The organism is Zobellia uliginosa, assembly GCF_018860745.1.
GTDB lineage: Bacteria > Bacteroidota > Bacteroidia > Flavobacteriales > Flavobacteriaceae > Zobellia > Zobellia uliginosa_B.
In genome coordinates, this window is sequence record NZ_JAHKPY010000005.1 from 26,911 (window position 1) to 43,320 (window position 16,410).

The 16,410-nt window shown below is 37.1% G+C and carries 18 protein-coding genes; 10 read left to right on the plus strand and 8 right to left on the minus strand.

The window, feature by feature from the left end:
* Nucleotides 1–8: 8 nt before the first annotated feature.
* Nucleotides 9–416 (minus strand): hypothetical protein, encoded by a 408-nt coding sequence (locus KO521_RS09645; protein ID WP_215939721.1) that lies wholly within the window; start codon nt 414–416, stop codon nt 9–11.
* 460 nt (nt 417–876) lie between these two features.
* Between KO521_RS09645 and KO521_RS09650 the strand changes: the two genes are divergently transcribed.
* From KO521_RS09650 to KO521_RS09675, 6 genes are all read left to right on the plus strand, one after another.
* Nucleotides 877–3,372, plus strand: coding sequence for a zinc-dependent metalloprotease (locus KO521_RS09650; protein ID WP_215939722.1), 2,496 nt, complete (start codon nt 877–879; stop codon nt 3,370–3,372).
* Nucleotides 3,373–3,469: 97 nt separating this feature from the next.
* A complete protein-coding gene (locus KO521_RS09655; protein ID WP_215939723.1) occupies nt 3,470–4,456 on the plus strand; it encodes a DUF6252 family protein in 987 nt (328 codons plus the stop codon).
* 399 nt (nt 4,457–4,855) lie between these two features.
* Entirely contained in the window at nt 4,856–5,011 is a 156-nt protein-coding gene (locus KO521_RS09660) for a hypothetical protein (RefSeq protein WP_215939724.1), read from the plus strand.
* A gap of 176 nt (nt 5,012–5,187) precedes the next feature.
* A complete protein-coding gene (locus tag KO521_RS09665; RefSeq protein ID WP_215939725.1) occupies nt 5,188–5,631 on the plus strand; it encodes a hypothetical protein in 444 nt (147 codons plus the stop codon).
* Between the two features lie 105 nt (nt 5,632–5,736).
* Nucleotides 5,737–6,225 carry a MepB family protein gene (locus tag KO521_RS09670; RefSeq protein ID WP_215939726.1) on the plus strand — a complete coding sequence of 163 codons (489 nt, stop codon included), beginning with the start codon at nt 5,737–5,739 and terminating at the stop codon, nt 6,223–6,225.
* Nucleotides 6,226–6,254: 29 nt separating this feature from the next.
* Entirely contained in the window at nt 6,255–6,497 is a 243-nt protein-coding gene (locus KO521_RS09675; protein ID WP_215939727.1) for a DUF1059 domain-containing protein, read from the plus strand.
* Nucleotides 6,498–6,503: 6 nt separating this feature from the next.
* Here the strand turns inward: KO521_RS09675 and hemL are convergent, their stop codons facing one another.
* From hemL to KO521_RS09695, 4 genes are all read right to left on the minus strand, one after another.
* Complete coding sequence (gene hemL / locus KO521_RS09680; protein ID WP_215939728.1) at nt 6,504–7,784, minus strand: glutamate-1-semialdehyde 2,1-aminomutase; 1,281 nt, start codon at nt 7,782–7,784, stop codon at nt 6,504–6,506.
* Nucleotides 7,785–8,642: a glucosaminidase domain-containing protein gene (locus KO521_RS09685; RefSeq protein WP_215939729.1), complete on the minus strand. Its 858-nt coding sequence runs from the start codon at nt 8,640–8,642 to the stop codon at nt 7,785–7,787.
* Nucleotides 8,639–9,550, minus strand: coding sequence for a 1-aminocyclopropane-1-carboxylate deaminase/D-cysteine desulfhydrase (locus tag KO521_RS09690; protein WP_215939730.1), 912 nt, complete (start codon nt 9,548–9,550; stop codon nt 8,639–8,641). The genes KO521_RS09685 and KO521_RS09690 overlap by 4 nt, the downstream gene beginning before the upstream one ends.
* Before the next feature lie 67 nt (nt 9,551–9,617).
* Nucleotides 9,618–9,953 (minus strand): hypothetical protein, encoded by a 336-nt coding sequence (locus KO521_RS09695; RefSeq protein ID WP_215939731.1) that lies wholly within the window; start codon nt 9,951–9,953, stop codon nt 9,618–9,620.
* Between the two features lie 205 nt (nt 9,954–10,158).
* Between KO521_RS09695 and KO521_RS09700 the strand changes: the two genes are divergently transcribed.
* From KO521_RS09700 to KO521_RS09715, 4 genes are all read left to right on the plus strand, one after another.
* Nucleotides 10,159–10,317, plus strand: a complete 159-nt coding sequence (locus KO521_RS09700) for a DUF5522 domain-containing protein (RefSeq protein ID WP_215939732.1) — start codon at nt 10,159–10,161, stop codon at nt 10,315–10,317.
* An 80-nt stretch (nt 10,318–10,397) separates the two neighbouring features.
* Entirely contained in the window at nt 10,398–10,958 is a 561-nt protein-coding gene (locus KO521_RS09705; protein ID WP_215939733.1) for a DUF4136 domain-containing protein, read from the plus strand.
* Nucleotides 10,959–11,100: 142 nt separating this feature from the next.
* Nucleotides 11,101–12,864: an aromatic amino acid hydroxylase gene (locus tag KO521_RS09710; protein WP_215939734.1), complete on the plus strand. Its 1,764-nt coding sequence runs from the start codon at nt 11,101–11,103 to the stop codon at nt 12,862–12,864.
* 37 nt (nt 12,865–12,901) lie between these two features.
* Nucleotides 12,902–14,158: a glucuronyl esterase domain-containing protein gene (locus KO521_RS09715; RefSeq protein ID WP_354668199.1), complete on the plus strand. Its 1,257-nt coding sequence runs from the start codon at nt 12,902–12,904 to the stop codon at nt 14,156–14,158.
* Between the two features lie 17 nt (nt 14,159–14,175).
* Here KO521_RS09715 and KO521_RS09720 read toward each other — a convergent pair whose 3' ends face one another.
* Genes KO521_RS09720 through KO521_RS09730 form a run of 3 tightly spaced genes read right to left on the minus strand, consistent with a single transcriptional unit; the run spans nt 14,176 to nt 16,267 of the window.
* Nucleotides 14,176–14,790, minus strand: a complete 615-nt coding sequence (locus tag KO521_RS09720; protein ID WP_215939735.1) for a DUF4230 domain-containing protein — start codon at nt 14,788–14,790, stop codon at nt 14,176–14,178.
* Nucleotides 14,791–14,840: 50 nt separating this feature from the next.
* On the minus strand, nt 14,841–15,818 hold the full coding sequence (locus KO521_RS09725) for a GSCFA domain-containing protein (RefSeq protein ID WP_215939736.1): 978 nt from the start codon (nt 15,816–15,818) through the stop codon (nt 14,841–14,843).
* Nucleotides 15,815–16,267 (minus strand): tetratricopeptide repeat protein, encoded by a 453-nt coding sequence (locus tag KO521_RS09730; RefSeq protein WP_215939737.1) that lies wholly within the window; start codon nt 16,265–16,267, stop codon nt 15,815–15,817. Before KO521_RS09730 ends, KO521_RS09725 begins: the two co-directional genes overlap by 4 nt.
* Between the last annotated feature and the right edge of the window lie 143 nt (nt 16,268–16,410).

Genomic DNA, 16,410 nt, shown 5'->3' on the forward strand with positions numbered 1-16,410 from the left:
TACAATGGTTAATTGTTCCTTATATACGGATCAAAGCCGTTTGGTAGATGTTTCTTTGTGTCAAAATCGAAAGAAATTTCGTCATTTGCATCAATGTAATTAAAACCTTCTACATCCGTAGGGAATGCATACGCGTTAAAGTCTTCCGGAAGATATTTTTTAGTATTTAAAATGACTTTAGCATCAGACTCAATAAATTCAATTGCACCTAGATTTACATAAATATCATTGGCATCAAAATCTTCAGGCAAATAATCTGCAGTATCAAAGCCTAAATCAAAATCGGTATCTTCATCAATATAATTAATGGAATGAATAACCGTCTCATCTTTTTCGGTTAATGGATCTGCTGCAAAAACTCCGTTTGCAAATATAAGACCCAATATCATACTTATTTTTAAACTCTTGTTGTTCATAACGTTGTAAATTTATTTACGAGTCTATATAACGTGGAAAGATCTCTTTATTGTTCTTTAAATTTTGTGGGAGCTTTCTTTAAAAAGAAGAAATAATCAAATTCACAAAATGCATAGGGAAACTATATGAAGTTCGCATTATCCGGTTAAATAATTTGCTAGACACGCACCTTTTACCACACATTTTTATTACAGAAAAATTTGCGTTTTTTTTATATCAATACATACTTTTAAATTTTGCAGTACGGCTCATCGTTATTTTGTGTTACTCACCGATGTTCCAAAAAATTACAAGTATCTAAAAATAAGATCAAACCCCTTAAATCTTGTCTTATAAAACCTGAACAGACCTTAAAAGGTAAAGGAACAAAATGTTATATTTACCACAATTAGTAAGAATGTCATGTAATCATGGTCTTACGGCATTTCATTACATATCTAAAACATAATCAAAGCTTACATGTCCAAAACAGTGTTTACCAAATTAATTTTCTCTTTACTAGTTATAAGCTCCTTATCAGCGGAAGCGCAAATTTTCAAAAAGAAAAAAGACAATACGGAAAAGTCAGACAAAAAAGAGGGTGATAAAAAAGATAAAATAAAACCATACGGAAAGGTCATCACCAAAGATGCAAAAACCGATAAAGGTCTTTTTGATATTCATAAGGTAAACGAAAACCATTTTTATGAAATTCCAGATTCGCTTTTCAATAAAGAAATGTTGATGGTGAGCAGGATTTCTAAAACGGCAACTGGTATTGGTTTTGGCGGGGGAAAAATAAACACACAAGTACTGAGATGGGAAAGAAAACCCAAGAAGGTGCTGCTACGTGTTGTTAGTCACGAAATTGTTGCAGCAGATTCCTTACCGGTACATGAGGCTGTTGTAAATTCTAATTTTGAGCCGGTCCTTTTCGCTTTTGATATTATGGCGATAAAAAAGGATACGGTAAACCCTACTACGGTAATCCAAGTAAATGAACTTTTTGAAAAAGACACGCAAGCTTTTGGAATGCCGGATGCACTTAGAGATCAGTATAAGGTTTCTCGCTTAGATGAGGCTAGAAGCTATATTGAATCTATTAAGAGCTATCCTTTAAATATAGAAGCGCGGCATGTAAAAACATACGCGGCAAAAAAACCGCCCAGTAATAGTAGTTTAGGTTCTATCTCAATAGAAATCAACAATTCTATGATACTCTTGCCAGCGGAACCTATGAGACGGCGTTATTTTGATGAGCGCGTAGGATGGTTTGCCAGTGCCCAAACAGATTATGGTCTGGATGCCCAGAAAAGTAAAACCGTTAAATTTCTTGATCGCTGGCGCCTAGAGGTCAAAGATGAGGATTTGGAGAAATACAATAACGGGGAACTGGTAGAGCCTAAAAAGCAGATTGTATATTACGTAGATAGGGCTACACCTAAAAAATGGCTTCCTTATATAAAGCAAGGTATTGAAGATTGGCAAATAGCTTTTGAAGAAGCCGGTTTTAAAAATGCCATTATTGCGAAAGAACCTCCTACCGTTCTAGAAGACCCTGAATGGTCTCCCGAGGATGTAAGGTATTCCGTAGTCCGTTATTTAGCCTCACCTATTCCCAACGCTAACGGACCCCATGTGAGCGATCCCCGTACTGGTGAAATTTTGGAGTCGGACATTAATTGGTACCATAACGTAATGACCTTATTGCACAACTGGTTCTTTGTACAAACCGCGGCTATCAATCCCGATGCAAGAACTACCGAATTTAAAGATGAGATCATGGGGCGGCTAATTCGTTTTGTTTCCGCCCATGAAGTAGGCCATACCTTAGGATTACCTCATAACATGGGTAGCAGTGTGGCATATGCAGTGGATTCACTCCGATCTGTTTCCTTCACTAAAAAGTATGGTACGGCCCCGTCTATAATGGATTATGCTCGTTTTAATTACGTTGCACAGCCAGAAGATGGCAATGTGGCCCTTATGCCCAACATTGGTATCTACGATAAGTATGCTATTAAATGGGGCTACAGACCTATTCTAGATAGTACTACAGAAGAAGAAAATAAAGTTTTAGATAGTTGGATTCTGGAACATGCGGGAGACCCTCTTTACCGGTTTGGCCATCAACAGGTAGGTGATGTTGTAGACCCTAGCTCGCAAACCGAGGATTTAGGTGATGATGCCATTAAAGCCAGTTTATACGGCATAGAAAATTTAAAGCGTATTGTTCCCAACCTAATTACATGGACCAAAGAAGATGGAAAAACCTATGAAGACCTCAACAAGCTTTATGGCCAGGTTATAGCACAGTTCAATCGTTATATGGGTCATGTATCCAACAATGTTGGGGGTGTTTACGAGTATCAGAAAACCTATGACCAAGAGGGTGCTGTTTATATACCTGTGGCAAAACAACATCAGCAAGATTGTATGGCATTTTTGCAAGAACAACTATTTGCTACACCTAAGTGGTTAATAGACCAGAACATTTTTAATAAGATCGAATATTCTGGATTTATCGAAAAAATCAGGGCAATGCAAACACGAACATTAAATAACATGTTGAGCTTAGGAAAGTTGCAACGCTTGTTGGAAAACGAAACTGCTAATCCCGCCGAAGCATATCATCTAACGGATATGATGAACGAGCTTCGTGGTGGTATATGGTCAGAACTTAAAAACGGACAAGACATTGACACCTACAGAAGAAATCTTCAGAAGGCACACGTGGAACGTTTGAATTATCTGATGACAGCAGAAGACCAAAAGAAGCAACCTGATTTTGGTGGCTATCAGAAATCAACAATCGTGCACACTAGTCAATCTGATATTCGTTCGGTTGCGCGAGCGGAACTACAAATCTTACAGCGAAACATTAAAAGTGCCATTGCACGAACATCGGACAGTATGAGCAAATATCATTTACAGGATGTAAATGACCGTATTGAGCAGATTTTAGATCCCAAATAGGACATTATTACCCAACTACAGGTAAAGCAATAGATAAATCTTTAAAACGTTATAATTACGATAACGCCCAGATTTAAAAATAACTTTACCTGTTCTTATGAAAACCTGCAAACTATTTTTTTCCCTTTTTTTTATCTTCACAATTTTCTCATGTTCTAACGATATTGAAACCTTGGTTGAGGACAATGAAACAGACAATCAAGAGGTTGTTGATGAGGAAGATACTCAGAAGGAAGAATCTGCAGATGATGAAGTTATTGAAGAGGAAGAAGAACAAGACAATAACGTACCCATTACAGATGAGGATTCTTTTAATTATACCTATGACGGCAATGAAGTGTCTATAAACGAATGGACCGGACAAAAGGTAGAAAACACCCTTAGTATTTTAGCTGCGGCTTCAGATGGAAATTCTATTCACCTAGAATTCAACACCGCTGGTAATTTGGGCAAGATAAGCTCATATTCCGGAACCGATTTTGATTTTCCATCATCAGGAAGCTTTGCTTATTTCAGTTCAAATTTCATAGATTTTGAATTGATCAATATTGATGAGGAAAATAAAAAAGTACAGGTTGAATTTTCGGGAAAGCTATATGAGGATTCTTATGATATAGAATCTAACTTTCATGAAGTACAAGGCAACTTTATCGTTAGCTACTTAGAGACGGATCCTAGCATTGCTCAACTAGGAACTCAAGCGGTTATAGATGGAAAAGACTGGTTTGGTACGAGCAGTTTACAAAATGGAGGTTTTCTTGAGGACTCTGATGTAACCTTTATAAGATTAAATGATTCTGAAAATGCGATTTCTATAACTGTAAATCATGATACTACCACAGAAGGAAGCTACAGTTTTAATACAGATAGCAATTTAAATTCCGTTAAGCTTTTGCGGTATGACGCTGAAAACCATGAATTTATTACCTACGAAACTTCAGGAACATTGGTGATTACCGAAAAAACAGTCGGCCCTCAGCTTTCAAGAATCAAAGGTGAGTTTAGCTTCACGGCCACTGCTCTTGACAACAGTACAAAAGAAATAACAAATGGCGCCTTCAACTTGGTCTATTCTACATATTAATGATAGCTACGTCTTAAGTAAAGCCATATCTATTATTTAAATTTTTAATCGAATCCTTTTTTAAGGAATCCTCTGAAGGTTTTGGAAGCTAGTTTAATTGGCCCCAGTCCATATCATACAGATGATATTTATTTCAATAGTATGAAAGACCGGATAAAAAGCCCTCTTTTTTATCTGAATTTCACTACCCGAATTATTATAGTAAAAAGGTCTTAACCCTGATAAATATCAGGCTCAACTAGACTTTACCATCGACGAAATACATCAAACTTCGGCGAAGTGATTTCGTAAACAACAATTATGGACAACTTTACCACATCCTTAGACCGCTTTACAACAACCTAGCGTCTTGCCTTCTTCTTTTTTCTAAATTAGTATCAGAATCAAAAATTATATACCATGTCTCAAAAACTTAAAAGTTCATTATACCTAGCCGCTTTCGTAATTGCATCCGTAGTATATTACAATCAAACAAATTCCGAACAGTCTCCCCAGACTGTAGAAATGGCATCGGCAGATATGGAACAAGTTATCAATCCTGAGGCATTGGATTAAAATACATTAACATTGAACGACCTACTATGTTAGGGCAAAGAAATAACTTCTTTGCCCTTTTTTTATGCCCGCAACTATGTCGTTCCAAGCTGTTAATTATTCCATAAAGTCCATAGCTCGGTTAAACCTTAGCTTTCTTTTCTGTTCTAAGGAGTATAATCTTAATAAAAAATAACATGAAAAAGATAATTGTAGCATTAGTATGTATGGTTGGCCTTACCGCAATGGCCCAAAGAGAAAAAGGACATGGAAGAGATGGTATGAAAGATTTGACTGCTGAGCAAATAGCAACACTTCACACCAAGAAAATGACATTGGCCTTAGATTTGACATCTACCCAACAGAAACAAGTAAATGCCATTAATTTGGAGGAAGCAAAAATGCGTAAAGCGAAATTCGAAAAACGTAAAGCCCAAAAAGAAGAAGGGGAACGTAAAAAACCAACTTCAGAAGAGAAATACGCTATGCAGAATGAAAAGTTGGATAAGATGATTGCCCGTAAAGCCGAGATGAAGAAAATTCTTTCTGCCGAGCAATACGAGAAATGGCAAAAAATGCAAGAGCATAGAGGCAAAAGAAACTCCCGAGAGAAAAAAGGAGAACGCAAGTCAAAAAAGTGAGAGTAACTTTTTAGGTAAGAAAGGGCAGCACCTATGTGCTGCCCTTTTTTTATTTTTTTGTCTTACTACTTATTTCCTACTTTTATAAAATACTAAAAACTGTAAATGACCGAAAGTCTTAAAAGCATTACCTCTAAAGTGTACACGCCATGCAAGTTAGTTGTATCAAAATTTGAGTTGGAACCAGAGAGCAAAGCGTATGAAGCCTCCAAATTCCAACTAAACAATACTAAAGTAATTTACAGGCATGCCAAAATAACACCTAAAAAAGTTGGCCAATTCGTTACTTTCTGGAAGCGAACAGAAAATGGTACTATAGCTCCACTAGAGGAAACCGATGAATTTGATTTTTTTGTTATTAGCGTCCGAAAAGGTAATTTAGAAGGCCAATTTGTATTTCCTAAGAAAGTACTTTTACAAAAGGGATTAGTTTCCACATCTGTAAAAGAAGGTAAAAGAGGTTTTCGCGTATATCCGTTATGGGATACCGCAATAAGTAAACAAGCCAAGAACACACAGAAATGGCAACTGAATTACTTTTATCAAATAGATAGTAAAATCAATTTAATCAAAGTATCCAATCTTTTCAGTTAGGTAACAATAACTATAAAACCGCTGTAATTATGAAAACAATGACATGCAAACAACTAGGTGGCGCCTGCAACATGGAATTCTCAGCAAATACTTTTGAGGAAATGGCCGAATTAAGTAAAAGTCACGGCATAGTAATGTTCCAAAAAGGAGATGCACCCCATTTAAAAGCGATGAAAGAAATGCAAGACCTTATGCAAAGCCCTAATGGCATGCAGAATTGGTTCGAAAACAAAAGAAAAGAATTTGCGTCACTACCAGATAATACGCTGTAAAAGGTTTTACAAATTCACTTTTTTAAGGGCATTTACAGTCTCGTCTATATCTGCATAGCTTAAATCATCGTTCAAAAAATAACTTTCAAAGGCACTTGGAGGCAAGTAAACCCCATGCTCTAACATTCCGTGAAAGTATTTTTTAAAAGTTTCATTATTACCTTTCGCAGAACTCGCAAAATCAACCACGCCTTCTTCGGTAAAATGTACTGATATCATACTTCCAAACCGGTTAATCCGATAAGGAACGTCTTTTCCTTTTAAAACAGCATCCAAACCTTCATGAAGATAAGCTGTCTTTTTAGCTAAACTTTCAAAAACTTCTGGCTTACTATTCAATTCGGTAAGCATAGCAAGACCTGCAGCCATAGCTAATGGATTTCCGCTTAATGTTCCTGCTTGATACACTGGCCCTTCAGGAGCCAGATGAGACATGATTTCATTTTTGGCGGCAAAAGCACCAACCGGCAAACCGCCACCTATTACTTTACCAAAACAAACTATATCCGCATCAATACCCAAAGCTTCCTGAGCCCCTCCTTTTCCTAAACGGAAACCGGTCATCACCTCATCGAACAATAATAGAATTCCTTCTTGAGTACAAAGTTCACGAAGACCTTTTATGAAATCATCCGAAGGAACAATACATCCCATGTTACCTGCAACCGGCTCAATAATTACCGTTGCTATTTCACCTTTATTTGCAGCAACCAAAGCCCTAACACTTTCAATATCATTATAAGTAGCCAACAGTGTATCCTTTGCTGTTCCTTGTGTTACGCCAGGACTATTGGGACTACCAAAAGTAACCGCACCACTACCCGCTTGTATAAGAAATGAATCTGAATGACCATGATAGCAACCCGCAAATTTTATGATTTTATCTTTTCCTGTATATCCACGAGCCAAGCGTACGGCACTCATACAAGCTTCCGTCCCGCTGTTAACAAATCTTATTTTATCAATATTTGGCACCATAGATACCGCCAGTTGCGCCAGCTGCGTTTCAATTTCAGTTGGCATTCCAAAAGAGGTACCTTGCTTGGCCTTTTCAATTACCGCATTGATTACCGGTTCATGGGCGTGGCCTAAAATAAGCGGGCCCCAAGAAGCGATATAATCAATTAATTTATTGCCATCCTCATCATAGAGATAAGCACCTTTTGCTTTTTTCACGAAAATAGGGTCTCCACCTACGGCTTTAAAAGCACGAACTGGTGAGTTAACCCCTCCTGGAATATATTTTTGCGCCTCGGCAAAAAGGGCGCTACTTCTTTGGTATAACATCTATTTATTGAAATTTTCTGTCTTAACGGTAATTTTTTGACCAATGGCTAAATTGTTATCATACATATAGTTCCATCGTTTTAATTCATCAACGGAAACGGAATAGGCTCTAGAAATGGAGTACAATGTATCTCCTTTTTGTACCACATGTACTTTATTCTGGCTCCGAGAAGAGGAGGCAATTACAGGCTCTTCCTTTCGTTTGCCATAGCCTTGGCTTACTATCTCCGTATCATATTTATAAAGTTCATAACGTTCTATCAGCGAAATCAACTTCTGAGGATAGCGTTTATCTGTGGCGTAACCCGCCTGTCTTAGGCCTTTTGCCCATCTTTTATAATCATCATTATTATAATCGAATAAAAAAGCATAACGGGATCGATCTCTTAAAAACAAGCTGTGATCACGGTAAGAATACATGGGGTGGTTATATTTTCTGAAACACTCCCCTTTTTCATCATCATCATGAAAATCAAAATCGCCTTGCCAACCGGTATGGCATTTAATTCCAAAATGATTGTTGGTTTTAAGGGCCAAAGCTCCCTTTCCAAGTCCACTTTCCAGTAAACCCTGAGCTAAAGTTATACTTGCAGGAATACCAAAAGCTTTCATTTCCATTTGGGCAACTTCGGAAAAAGTCTCTACGTATTCTTCTGGAGAACCTATACTAAAGCGCAAAAATCTCCCTGTATCCTCAGGCATTGGGTATAAACCGTCATCAGTTTTCTTAACCTCTTCTTTAACTACTACTTCTGCTTTCTTTTTTGGAGATTCGGTTCTAGACGAAACCGTTCGTTTTGCTTTACACCCAATAAAAAATATGCTCAAAAGAGACAATACTACAAGCCTACGTATCATATGTTTATTAATGGTAGATTTTTCTTTTGCAAGTTACGGTTCATTCCGTTAATTCCTTGAAGCCCTCCACTATGAACGACCAGAATCTTTGTTTGAGGAGGGAAGTAATCTTTCTGAATCAAATCTAAAATGCCATACATCATTTTACCCGTATAGATCGGGTCTAATGGTATATGGGTCTCTATTTTAAAATCGTTCAAGAAATGTATCAACTCTTCGGTAATCTTTGCATAACCTCCAAAATGATAACCTGTTATCAACTCCCAATTTTCCTTCAGTGCAAATTTACAAATATCTTCTTGTAAAAAATCCCCTTTAAGTGCTGGAAACCCTAAAACTTTTTGCGAATCAAAAGCAGCATTACTAATCCCGGCAATAGTACCTCCTGTTCCTACTGCACAACAAACTATATCAAAATCAGCATCCGTAGTTCTTAAAATTTCTTCACACCCCTTAATGGCCAAGGGGTTTGTACCGCCTTCTGGCAAAGAATAGAAAGCTCCAAACTCTTCTTTAAGATGCTCTAAAAATTCTGGATTACTCTTTTCCCGATAGGAAGTTCTAGAAATAAACTTAAATCTCATTCCATGAGAATGAGCCTGTTTTAAAGTACTGTTTTCCTGCCATTTTTTGGCAAGTTCTTCTCCACGAATAATGCCTATAGTGTTCAGACCATGTATTTTTCCGGCATAAGCGGTGGCTGCAATATGATTGGAAAAAGCACCTCCAAACGTTAAAAGTGTATCAAAACCTTGTGTTTTGGCTTCCTCCAAATTGTATTTGAGCTTTCTATATTTATTACCTGAGATGAAAGGATGTATACGATCTTCTCGCTTAAGAAAAAGATCTACCCCTTTTTGGGCAAGTATATCTAAATGTACTTGTTGATTCTCAGTAGTTTCTTGCATACTTAACAAAAGTAATACGAAAAAAAATGCCATTAAAGCAAAGAGGGGATTATGACCGGTACAAGTTTTAGCTTACCTGAAATATATATTTAAAAAAACTAAAAGCCTTACGCTCATTCGTATAGTTAAGATTATTCTCATTTATATATGCTTCACGTTCAAAACTGATATTCTGATACGCCTTGTAACTATCAAAATAGATAGCAGTTCGTATAAGCCATTCTGAGATATAGAAAAAGTAGAAAAAAACAATCAACAGTTCTTGCTGTTGTTTTAAGTGAATCTTCTCATGATTGATCAATACAATATCTTCTTTGAGTTCATCATGTTTTAAAATGATGAAGGGCCAAAGTGATAGACCAACATAGTTCTTATAAAAAAAATGTTTAAAGACTAAGATCATAATCAAAGGTTTAAACGGTACTTAATAGAGTTAATTGTCATTAAGCCGTCATATTCGATAACACAACTTTTCTGCCAACAATTGCAATGATTCGTTAAAACACTCCCAAACACCTGTAAAATGTACGATTTTAAACCCGTTTTTGGTTGTTTATGGTCAAAATACAGTAATTTTATACAAGCCGAAAACAACAGAAAAAGAGGTAATGAAAAAAATAATACAGCCTGAAGAAGGTGACTTTTACCTGTCTGAAGAAGGGTATAGAGTGTTTACCCAGCAATACCATCTAAAGAGAGGTTACTGTTGTGAAAGCGGCTGTAGACACTGCCCATATGGCTTTGACCGAAAAACAAACCGACAATAGAAAAACAGGTTGTTCGGCATGATTTTTGAGACTATTTTCTTAGAAAAAGAATGTATTAACACCAAATACTAAAATTTGTTATGAAAAAAATCAAAATCCTTATAGTACCTATGCTAGTACTACTTTTCCTAAGCTCCTGTACATCTGTGCGTGTGCTTTCGGATTACGACAAAGAGGCCAATTTCAATAGCTACAAAACGTACGCCTTTTACAAAACGGGAATTGACAAAGCCCAAATTTCCGATTTGGACAAAAAACGGATTCTTAGGGCCATTGAGGCCGAGATGACCAATCGCGGTTTTTCAAAATCCGATAACCCGGACATTATGGTAAGTATTTTTACTAAAGAAAAAGAACAGGTGGACATCTACAACAACTACTGGGGTGGTGGTTGGGGCTGGGGCTGGAACCCTTATTACTGGGGTCCTGGCTGGGGCGGAGGTAATAATGTAAGCACTCGCACCGAAGGGTCGCTATATATTGACCTAATAGATTCTAAAACTAAAGAATTGGTATGGCAGGGCAAAGGTGTTGGTAATTTGAACAACATTAGCAATATAGAGAAAAAAGAACAGCGCATACGTGAATTTGTTTCCGAGATTTTAATGCAATACCCACCCAATGTGGTAGCCGCTAAGTAACAAAATTGTAATTTGCTTAAACACATTAATAAAAGCTCTTTAAATTAAAGAGCTTTTTTTATGCACCATTCTTAGCTAGTGAGACGAAAAGCAATACCTCTTTTTCCTTTTTTGTATCTTTATAAAAGAAACCTTTTTTAATATGACCTACACCAGTAATCCTGTTCTTGACAAACTACCTGTACATCTGCAGCAGTATATTAAACCTCAAGACTATGGTGAATATACGCCTATTGATCAAGCGGTTTGGCGTTATGTAATGCGAAAAAACGTGGATTACCTGAGTAAGGTGGCCCATGCTTCATATTTAGAAGGATTACAAAAAACGGGGATTTCCATAGATCACATTCCCAATATGTACGGAATGAACCGTATTCTAAAGGAGATTGGTTGGGCGGCAGTTGCGGTAGATGGTTTTATTCCTCCATCTGCATTTATGGAATTCCAGGCCTATAATGTTCTTGTTATTGCTTCTGACATTCGCCAATTAGACCATATTGAATATACCCCTGCACCGGACATTATTCATGAGGGAGCAGGACACGCCCCAATTATAGCAAACCCTGAATACTCTGAATACCTAAGAAGATTTGGTGAAATTGGTTCTAAGGCTATTTCGAATGCCAAGGATTATGAACTATATGAAGCTGTACGCCACCTTTCCATTATAAAAGAAGCGAACGGTACACCACAAGATGAAATTGATAAAGCCGAAAAACATATTGAAGACTTGCAAAACAATATGGGCGAACCCAGTGAAATTGCACTCATCAGAAATCTACATTGGTGGACCGTTGAATACGGATTGATAGGCACTCCCGAAAACCCCAAAATATATGGTGCCGGATTACTTTCTTCTATTGGAGAGAGTGCTTGGTGCATGACGGACGACGTTAAGAAAAAACCCTATTCTATAGATGCGGCATATACATCCTTTGATATTACCCAACCCCAGCCTCAGCTTTTTGTAACACCAGATTTTGCCTATTTAAGTCAGGTTTTGGAAGAATTCGCCAATACTATGGCCTTACGGCGTGGTGGTTTAAGTGGAATTCAAAAACTTATCGCCTCAAAAGAATTGGGAACTATTGAACTGAGTACCGGACTTCAAATTTCCGGTAATTTTGATAGTGTCATAGCGCACGAGGGCAAGCCTGCATTTTTTCAGACTACAGGCCCTACAGCACTCTCTTTTCGTGATAAGGAATTAGTAGGACACAGTATTAAAAAACATGCTACTGGCTTTGGTTCTCCCATAGGCAAACTAAAAGGAATGAATTTGGCCATTGAAGATATGAGCCCTTTAGACCTTAAAGCCTATAATATATTTGAAGGGCAACAAGTTACGCTAGAGTTTGAAGGTCACATAAAAATCACCGGAGAAATTATAACCGGAACACGCAACTTAAAAGGAGATATCATTTTGGTCACTTTTAAAAATTGCTGTGTTACGCATAATGACAGCGTTCTCTTTAAAAGTAAAAACGAACTTTATAGTATGGCCGTAGGTCAAGAAATTGCTTCTGCCTACAATGGCCCTGCTGATTTGGATAGTTTTGATTTGGTCACCCATGAGGTATCTTCCACCACCATCAAAAAAGAAGGTGATGCATCTCAGGACCAATTGGAACAATATTACGAGCAGATACGGCATTTTAGGGAAGGTAAAAATAGTACCATTTCCAGGCATAAAGTATTTGAGGCCATCAGAGATAATTTTCCTACTGATTGGTTACTGCCAGTGGAGCTTTATGAACTGGCAAAAGAAAATGGCGATCATGAATTTGGCCATGAAATCTCGGTGCATTTACAGACCGTAAAATTGAATAACCCAAAGGTAGGCCATTTAATAGATGATGGCCTAGACCTGGTAAACCAAAAATGTAAAACTGAAAAATTGAATTAAAACCAATAACCTCTTAACCAATCCCAAACCAAAAATCGTGAGACCACTATTAATTCTATTATTTGCACTGACCACATCAGCACTTAAGGCTCAGCCTCAAGCAAATTATGATGAAACAAAAGTACCCAAATTTTCGGTTCCCGACCCTCTTACTACTTTTGGAGGAGAAACCATTACGGACAGCTTGCAATGGGAAGAAAAAAGAAAATTGGAAATCTATCAGTTTTTTGAAAAACAGATTTACGGTAAAGTACCTGCCCTGTTAGATGAATATTCCTTTAAGGTCATAGAACAAGACAATAATGCACTGGACGGGAAAGCGCAACGCAAACAAATAGCTGTTGGCCTTAAAAAAAACGACCGCTCTTTGAACTTCAACATTCTACTGTATCTTCCTATAGGAAATGAAAATGCCCCTGTGTTCCTAGGTTATAACTTTCATGGCAACCATACCGTAACGGATGACCCCAACGTGATTATAACGGATGTATGGAACGAGAATAGCAAGGATTTACAAATTACGGATAACAAAGCTACAGAGACTTCCAGAGGTTTACGCACCAACCGATGGGCCATAGATAAAATGCTGGACAACGGTTATGGATTAGCTACCGTTTATTATGGTGAGATCGACCCTGACAAAAACGATTTTTCAGATGGTCTGCATAGTTTGTTTTATGATGAAGGGCAGACCAAACCCAAAACCAATGAATGGGGCAGTATTGCCGCTTGGGCATTTGGTCTAAGCCGTGCGATGGATTATCTAGAAAATGACACGAACATATCTAACGTAATTGTCTTTGGACACTCTAGATTAGGTAAAGCCGCTTTATGGGCAGGTGCAACAGACCCGCGCTTTGCTGGGGTAATTAGTAATAATTCCGGTTGTGGCGGTGCCGCTTTATCCAAGCGTAAGTACGGGGAGACCATTGGTGATATTAATAATTCATTTCCCCATTGGTTTTCCGAAAGTTTTAAAAAATACAGTAATAGAGAAGAAACTTTACCGGTAGACCAACATCAGCTATTGGCATTAATTGCTCCAAGACCTCTGTATGTGGCAAGTGCTATTGAGGATGAATGGGCCGACCCATTAGGCGAGTTTATATCTGCTCAATATGCAAGTAAAGTGTATGAGCTATATGGCAAAGAAGGAATTACATTGACAGATACCCATGAGGTTGATCACCCTATATTAGGAACTATGGCATACCATATGAGAAGTGGTAAGCATGATGTTTTAGAATATGATTGGGATCAATACATAACTTGGGCAGAAACTTTTGCCAAGTAATCTGTAAGTCAAGTTTTCTATTCTTTAAAAAGAACCTCCGGCAGGTTCCGGTTTACCGTTTCATTGTTGTATACCAGCGTCCAACCCAAGGAATTGGTTAGTATATAAAATTTCTGCAACTCACTTATCAACCTGTTTTCCGCATTGGTTTTCAAAGCAGATGCTTCAACTTTTTTCATTAGTGAAGCACTTACGTTCTTCTTGATTTTATTATAATCGCTGGCTTCGAACATGTTCAAATAATCCGAGCTTACATCATAATATTCAAAATCAGGGCTAATTTTCACTTCGGGTTCCGGTATGCTTTTAATATATAATGTTTTGGAAGACTCATCTACTTCAAAATCTATTTTACTTAAGTCATAAGCAATGGTAACATCAGCATTAACGACTACCAATGCTTTCTTTTCAGCAGAAATAAAGGGTCCGAAAAGCATTTTAGAATCTTTGTAGTTATAGACTTCCGCAAAGTGACCCTCTGTAACAATTAACTTACTAACATTGTCTATTTGAGTCTGTATTAGCATGCTGTTTTCCTTGAGAATAGATTTATCTTCCCTATCCTCCGCGCACGAACGGAACACTAAAACTACTGCCAAGGTAATAAGAACCCCTACAAATACTTTTTTCATAAGATGAAGTTACAATACATATTGAAATTGACGAAAAAGAAAAAGGGAATCTAAGACTCTAGGTTTTGGTGGTCGAAATCCATAAAAGGAAAACGCTTTTGAACGTTCGTTATTTTGAGCTCTAATGATTTTAAGAATTTTAAATGCTGTTTTGATTCTGGATGAAATGGTCTATGATTTAGCCCTTTTTGAATGGCATCAACCAATATCATAGATTCCTGGGCTTCTTTATTAATCCAAACGGAAATAAACTTCTCCCATATATAATCTATAGCCAATTGACTGGGATGTACCATATCTTCATTATAAAAGCGATAATCCCGCAACTCGTCCATTTGCAATTCATATGATGGAAAATAGTTCATATTGAACTCAGAATTATCCATCAACTCATGTATTGCAGTTATTAAATGTGCTTTGCTCCGCTGATTTTCCACAAAGCCATCTTTTATATGACGTACGGGCGAAACTGTAAAAATGAATTGTACCTTCGGATTTATTGATTTTATAGCCTTTACTATATTTTTCAGGCTTATGACTGTTTCATCAACCCCCAATAACTCTTTTTTAAATTCCCTTTGAGGCACTTTATGGCAATTTGCCACTCTTTTATGGGTTTCAAGATGTAGATATACCCAAGCGGTACCTAGCGTTATACAGATATGAGTTGCTTTTAGCAAATACTCCATTGTATGCGCCATTCCTTGATTAAGTGAATACAAAAGTTCTTCTTTGGAAACAGCACTTACATCTGAATGGGCATCATAGCATTGCCAGCGATCATTGTAAAAAAAGACCTCTTCTTCAGTATACTTCGTATGTAAAACGGCTCGAGACACCAAATTCTCTATAGCCAATGGATGAAACAAAATCCCGAACGGATTCTGAAAAGACCGAAACTTATAATAACTGAATTTTTCCCCTATATTTTCCGAGAAACAAGAACCCAATAAAACCAATCGACTTCCATAATCGATTTGGTTTTCAGCCTTTTCTAAAGGTATTTGGGTTTGGAGTTTTAATGTCATTTGTTTTGTGGTTGCTGTCTAGAAGATGAACTTAACCGATGAAATGCCTGATATGGATAAATCTCGTAGAACACCTGATCTTCGTTTATCGTATTTTCTTTATTCTCAATTGCCTTATCAAATGTTGCCGTAGCTTCCTCCTTTTTTCCAAGCCCATTCAAACAAATAGCCTTATAGAACATGGCATCATCAAAATTACTATAAACCTGTAAAGAAGTATCAAACATCTTTATGCCTTCTGCATAATTCTTAAGTTCCATTTCCGTTATTCCCAAATAAAACCAATCCATATAATGACAAGCTTCATGCGGCGGGTCATCAGGAAAACCTTCAAATTGCTGCTCTTTACTTTTTAAAAGAAAAGCTTTGGCCTCATCAAAACGGTTCAACTGTAAGTAATCTAAAGCAATATAAAAATTGTAGGTATGAGATATTTCATTATGATTCATCGTTATTTAACTACCTACCATTTCTTATTTTCCAATTACACTTAACGATTAAAAATCCAGTATCATACATTTTGCTTAGGCTCTTAATAAACCATTGGTGTTTTGCTCTATTTTTGCCATAAAGTAAATATAACTCCTTTTTT

Excerpts from the sequence above, each read along its gene's own strand:
- KO521_RS09645 (WP_215939721.1), bottom strand. The coding sequence starts at position 416 with ATGAACAACAAGAGTTTAAAAATAAGTATGATATTGGGTCTTATATTT.
- KO521_RS09650 (WP_215939722.1), top strand. The coding sequence starts at position 877 with ATGTCCAAAACAGTGTTTACCAAATTAATTTTCTCTTTACTAGTTATA.
- KO521_RS09655 (WP_215939723.1), top strand. The coding sequence starts at position 3,470 with ATGAAAACCTGCAAACTATTTTTTTCCCTTTTTTTTATCTTCACAATT.
- KO521_RS09660 (WP_215939724.1), top strand. The coding sequence starts at position 4,856 with ATGTCTCAAAAACTTAAAAGTTCATTATACCTAGCCGCTTTCGTAATT.
- KO521_RS09665 (WP_215939725.1), top strand. The coding sequence starts at position 5,188 with ATGAAAAAGATAATTGTAGCATTAGTATGTATGGTTGGCCTTACCGCA.
- KO521_RS09670 (WP_215939726.1), top strand. The coding sequence starts at position 5,737 with ATGACCGAAAGTCTTAAAAGCATTACCTCTAAAGTGTACACGCCATGC.
- KO521_RS09675 (WP_215939727.1), top strand. The coding sequence starts at position 6,255 with ATGAAAACAATGACATGCAAACAACTAGGTGGCGCCTGCAACATGGAA.
- hemL (WP_215939728.1), bottom strand. The coding sequence starts at position 7,784 with ATGTTATACCAAAGAAGTAGCGCCCTTTTTGCCGAGGCGCAAAAATAT.
- KO521_RS09685 (WP_215939729.1), bottom strand. The coding sequence starts at position 8,642 with ATGATACGTAGGCTTGTAGTATTGTCTCTTTTGAGCATATTTTTTATT.
- KO521_RS09690 (WP_215939730.1), bottom strand. The coding sequence starts at position 9,550 with ATGCAAGAAACTACTGAGAATCAACAAGTACATTTAGATATACTTGCC.
- KO521_RS09695 (WP_215939731.1), bottom strand. The coding sequence starts at position 9,953 with ATGATCTTAGTCTTTAAACATTTTTTTTATAAGAACTATGTTGGTCTA.
- KO521_RS09700 (WP_215939732.1), top strand. The coding sequence starts at position 10,159 with ATGAAAAAAATAATACAGCCTGAAGAAGGTGACTTTTACCTGTCTGAA.
- KO521_RS09705 (WP_215939733.1), top strand. The coding sequence starts at position 10,398 with ATGAAAAAAATCAAAATCCTTATAGTACCTATGCTAGTACTACTTTTC.
- KO521_RS09710 (WP_215939734.1), top strand. The coding sequence starts at position 11,101 with ATGACCTACACCAGTAATCCTGTTCTTGACAAACTACCTGTACATCTG.
- KO521_RS09720 (WP_215939735.1), bottom strand. The coding sequence starts at position 14,790 with ATGAAAAAAGTATTTGTAGGGGTTCTTATTACCTTGGCAGTAGTTTTA.
- KO521_RS09725 (WP_215939736.1), bottom strand. The coding sequence starts at position 15,818 with ATGACATTAAAACTCCAAACCCAAATACCTTTAGAAAAGGCTGAAAAC.
- KO521_RS09730 (WP_215939737.1), bottom strand. The coding sequence starts at position 16,267 with ATGAATCATAATGAAATATCTCATACCTACAATTTTTATATTGCTTTA.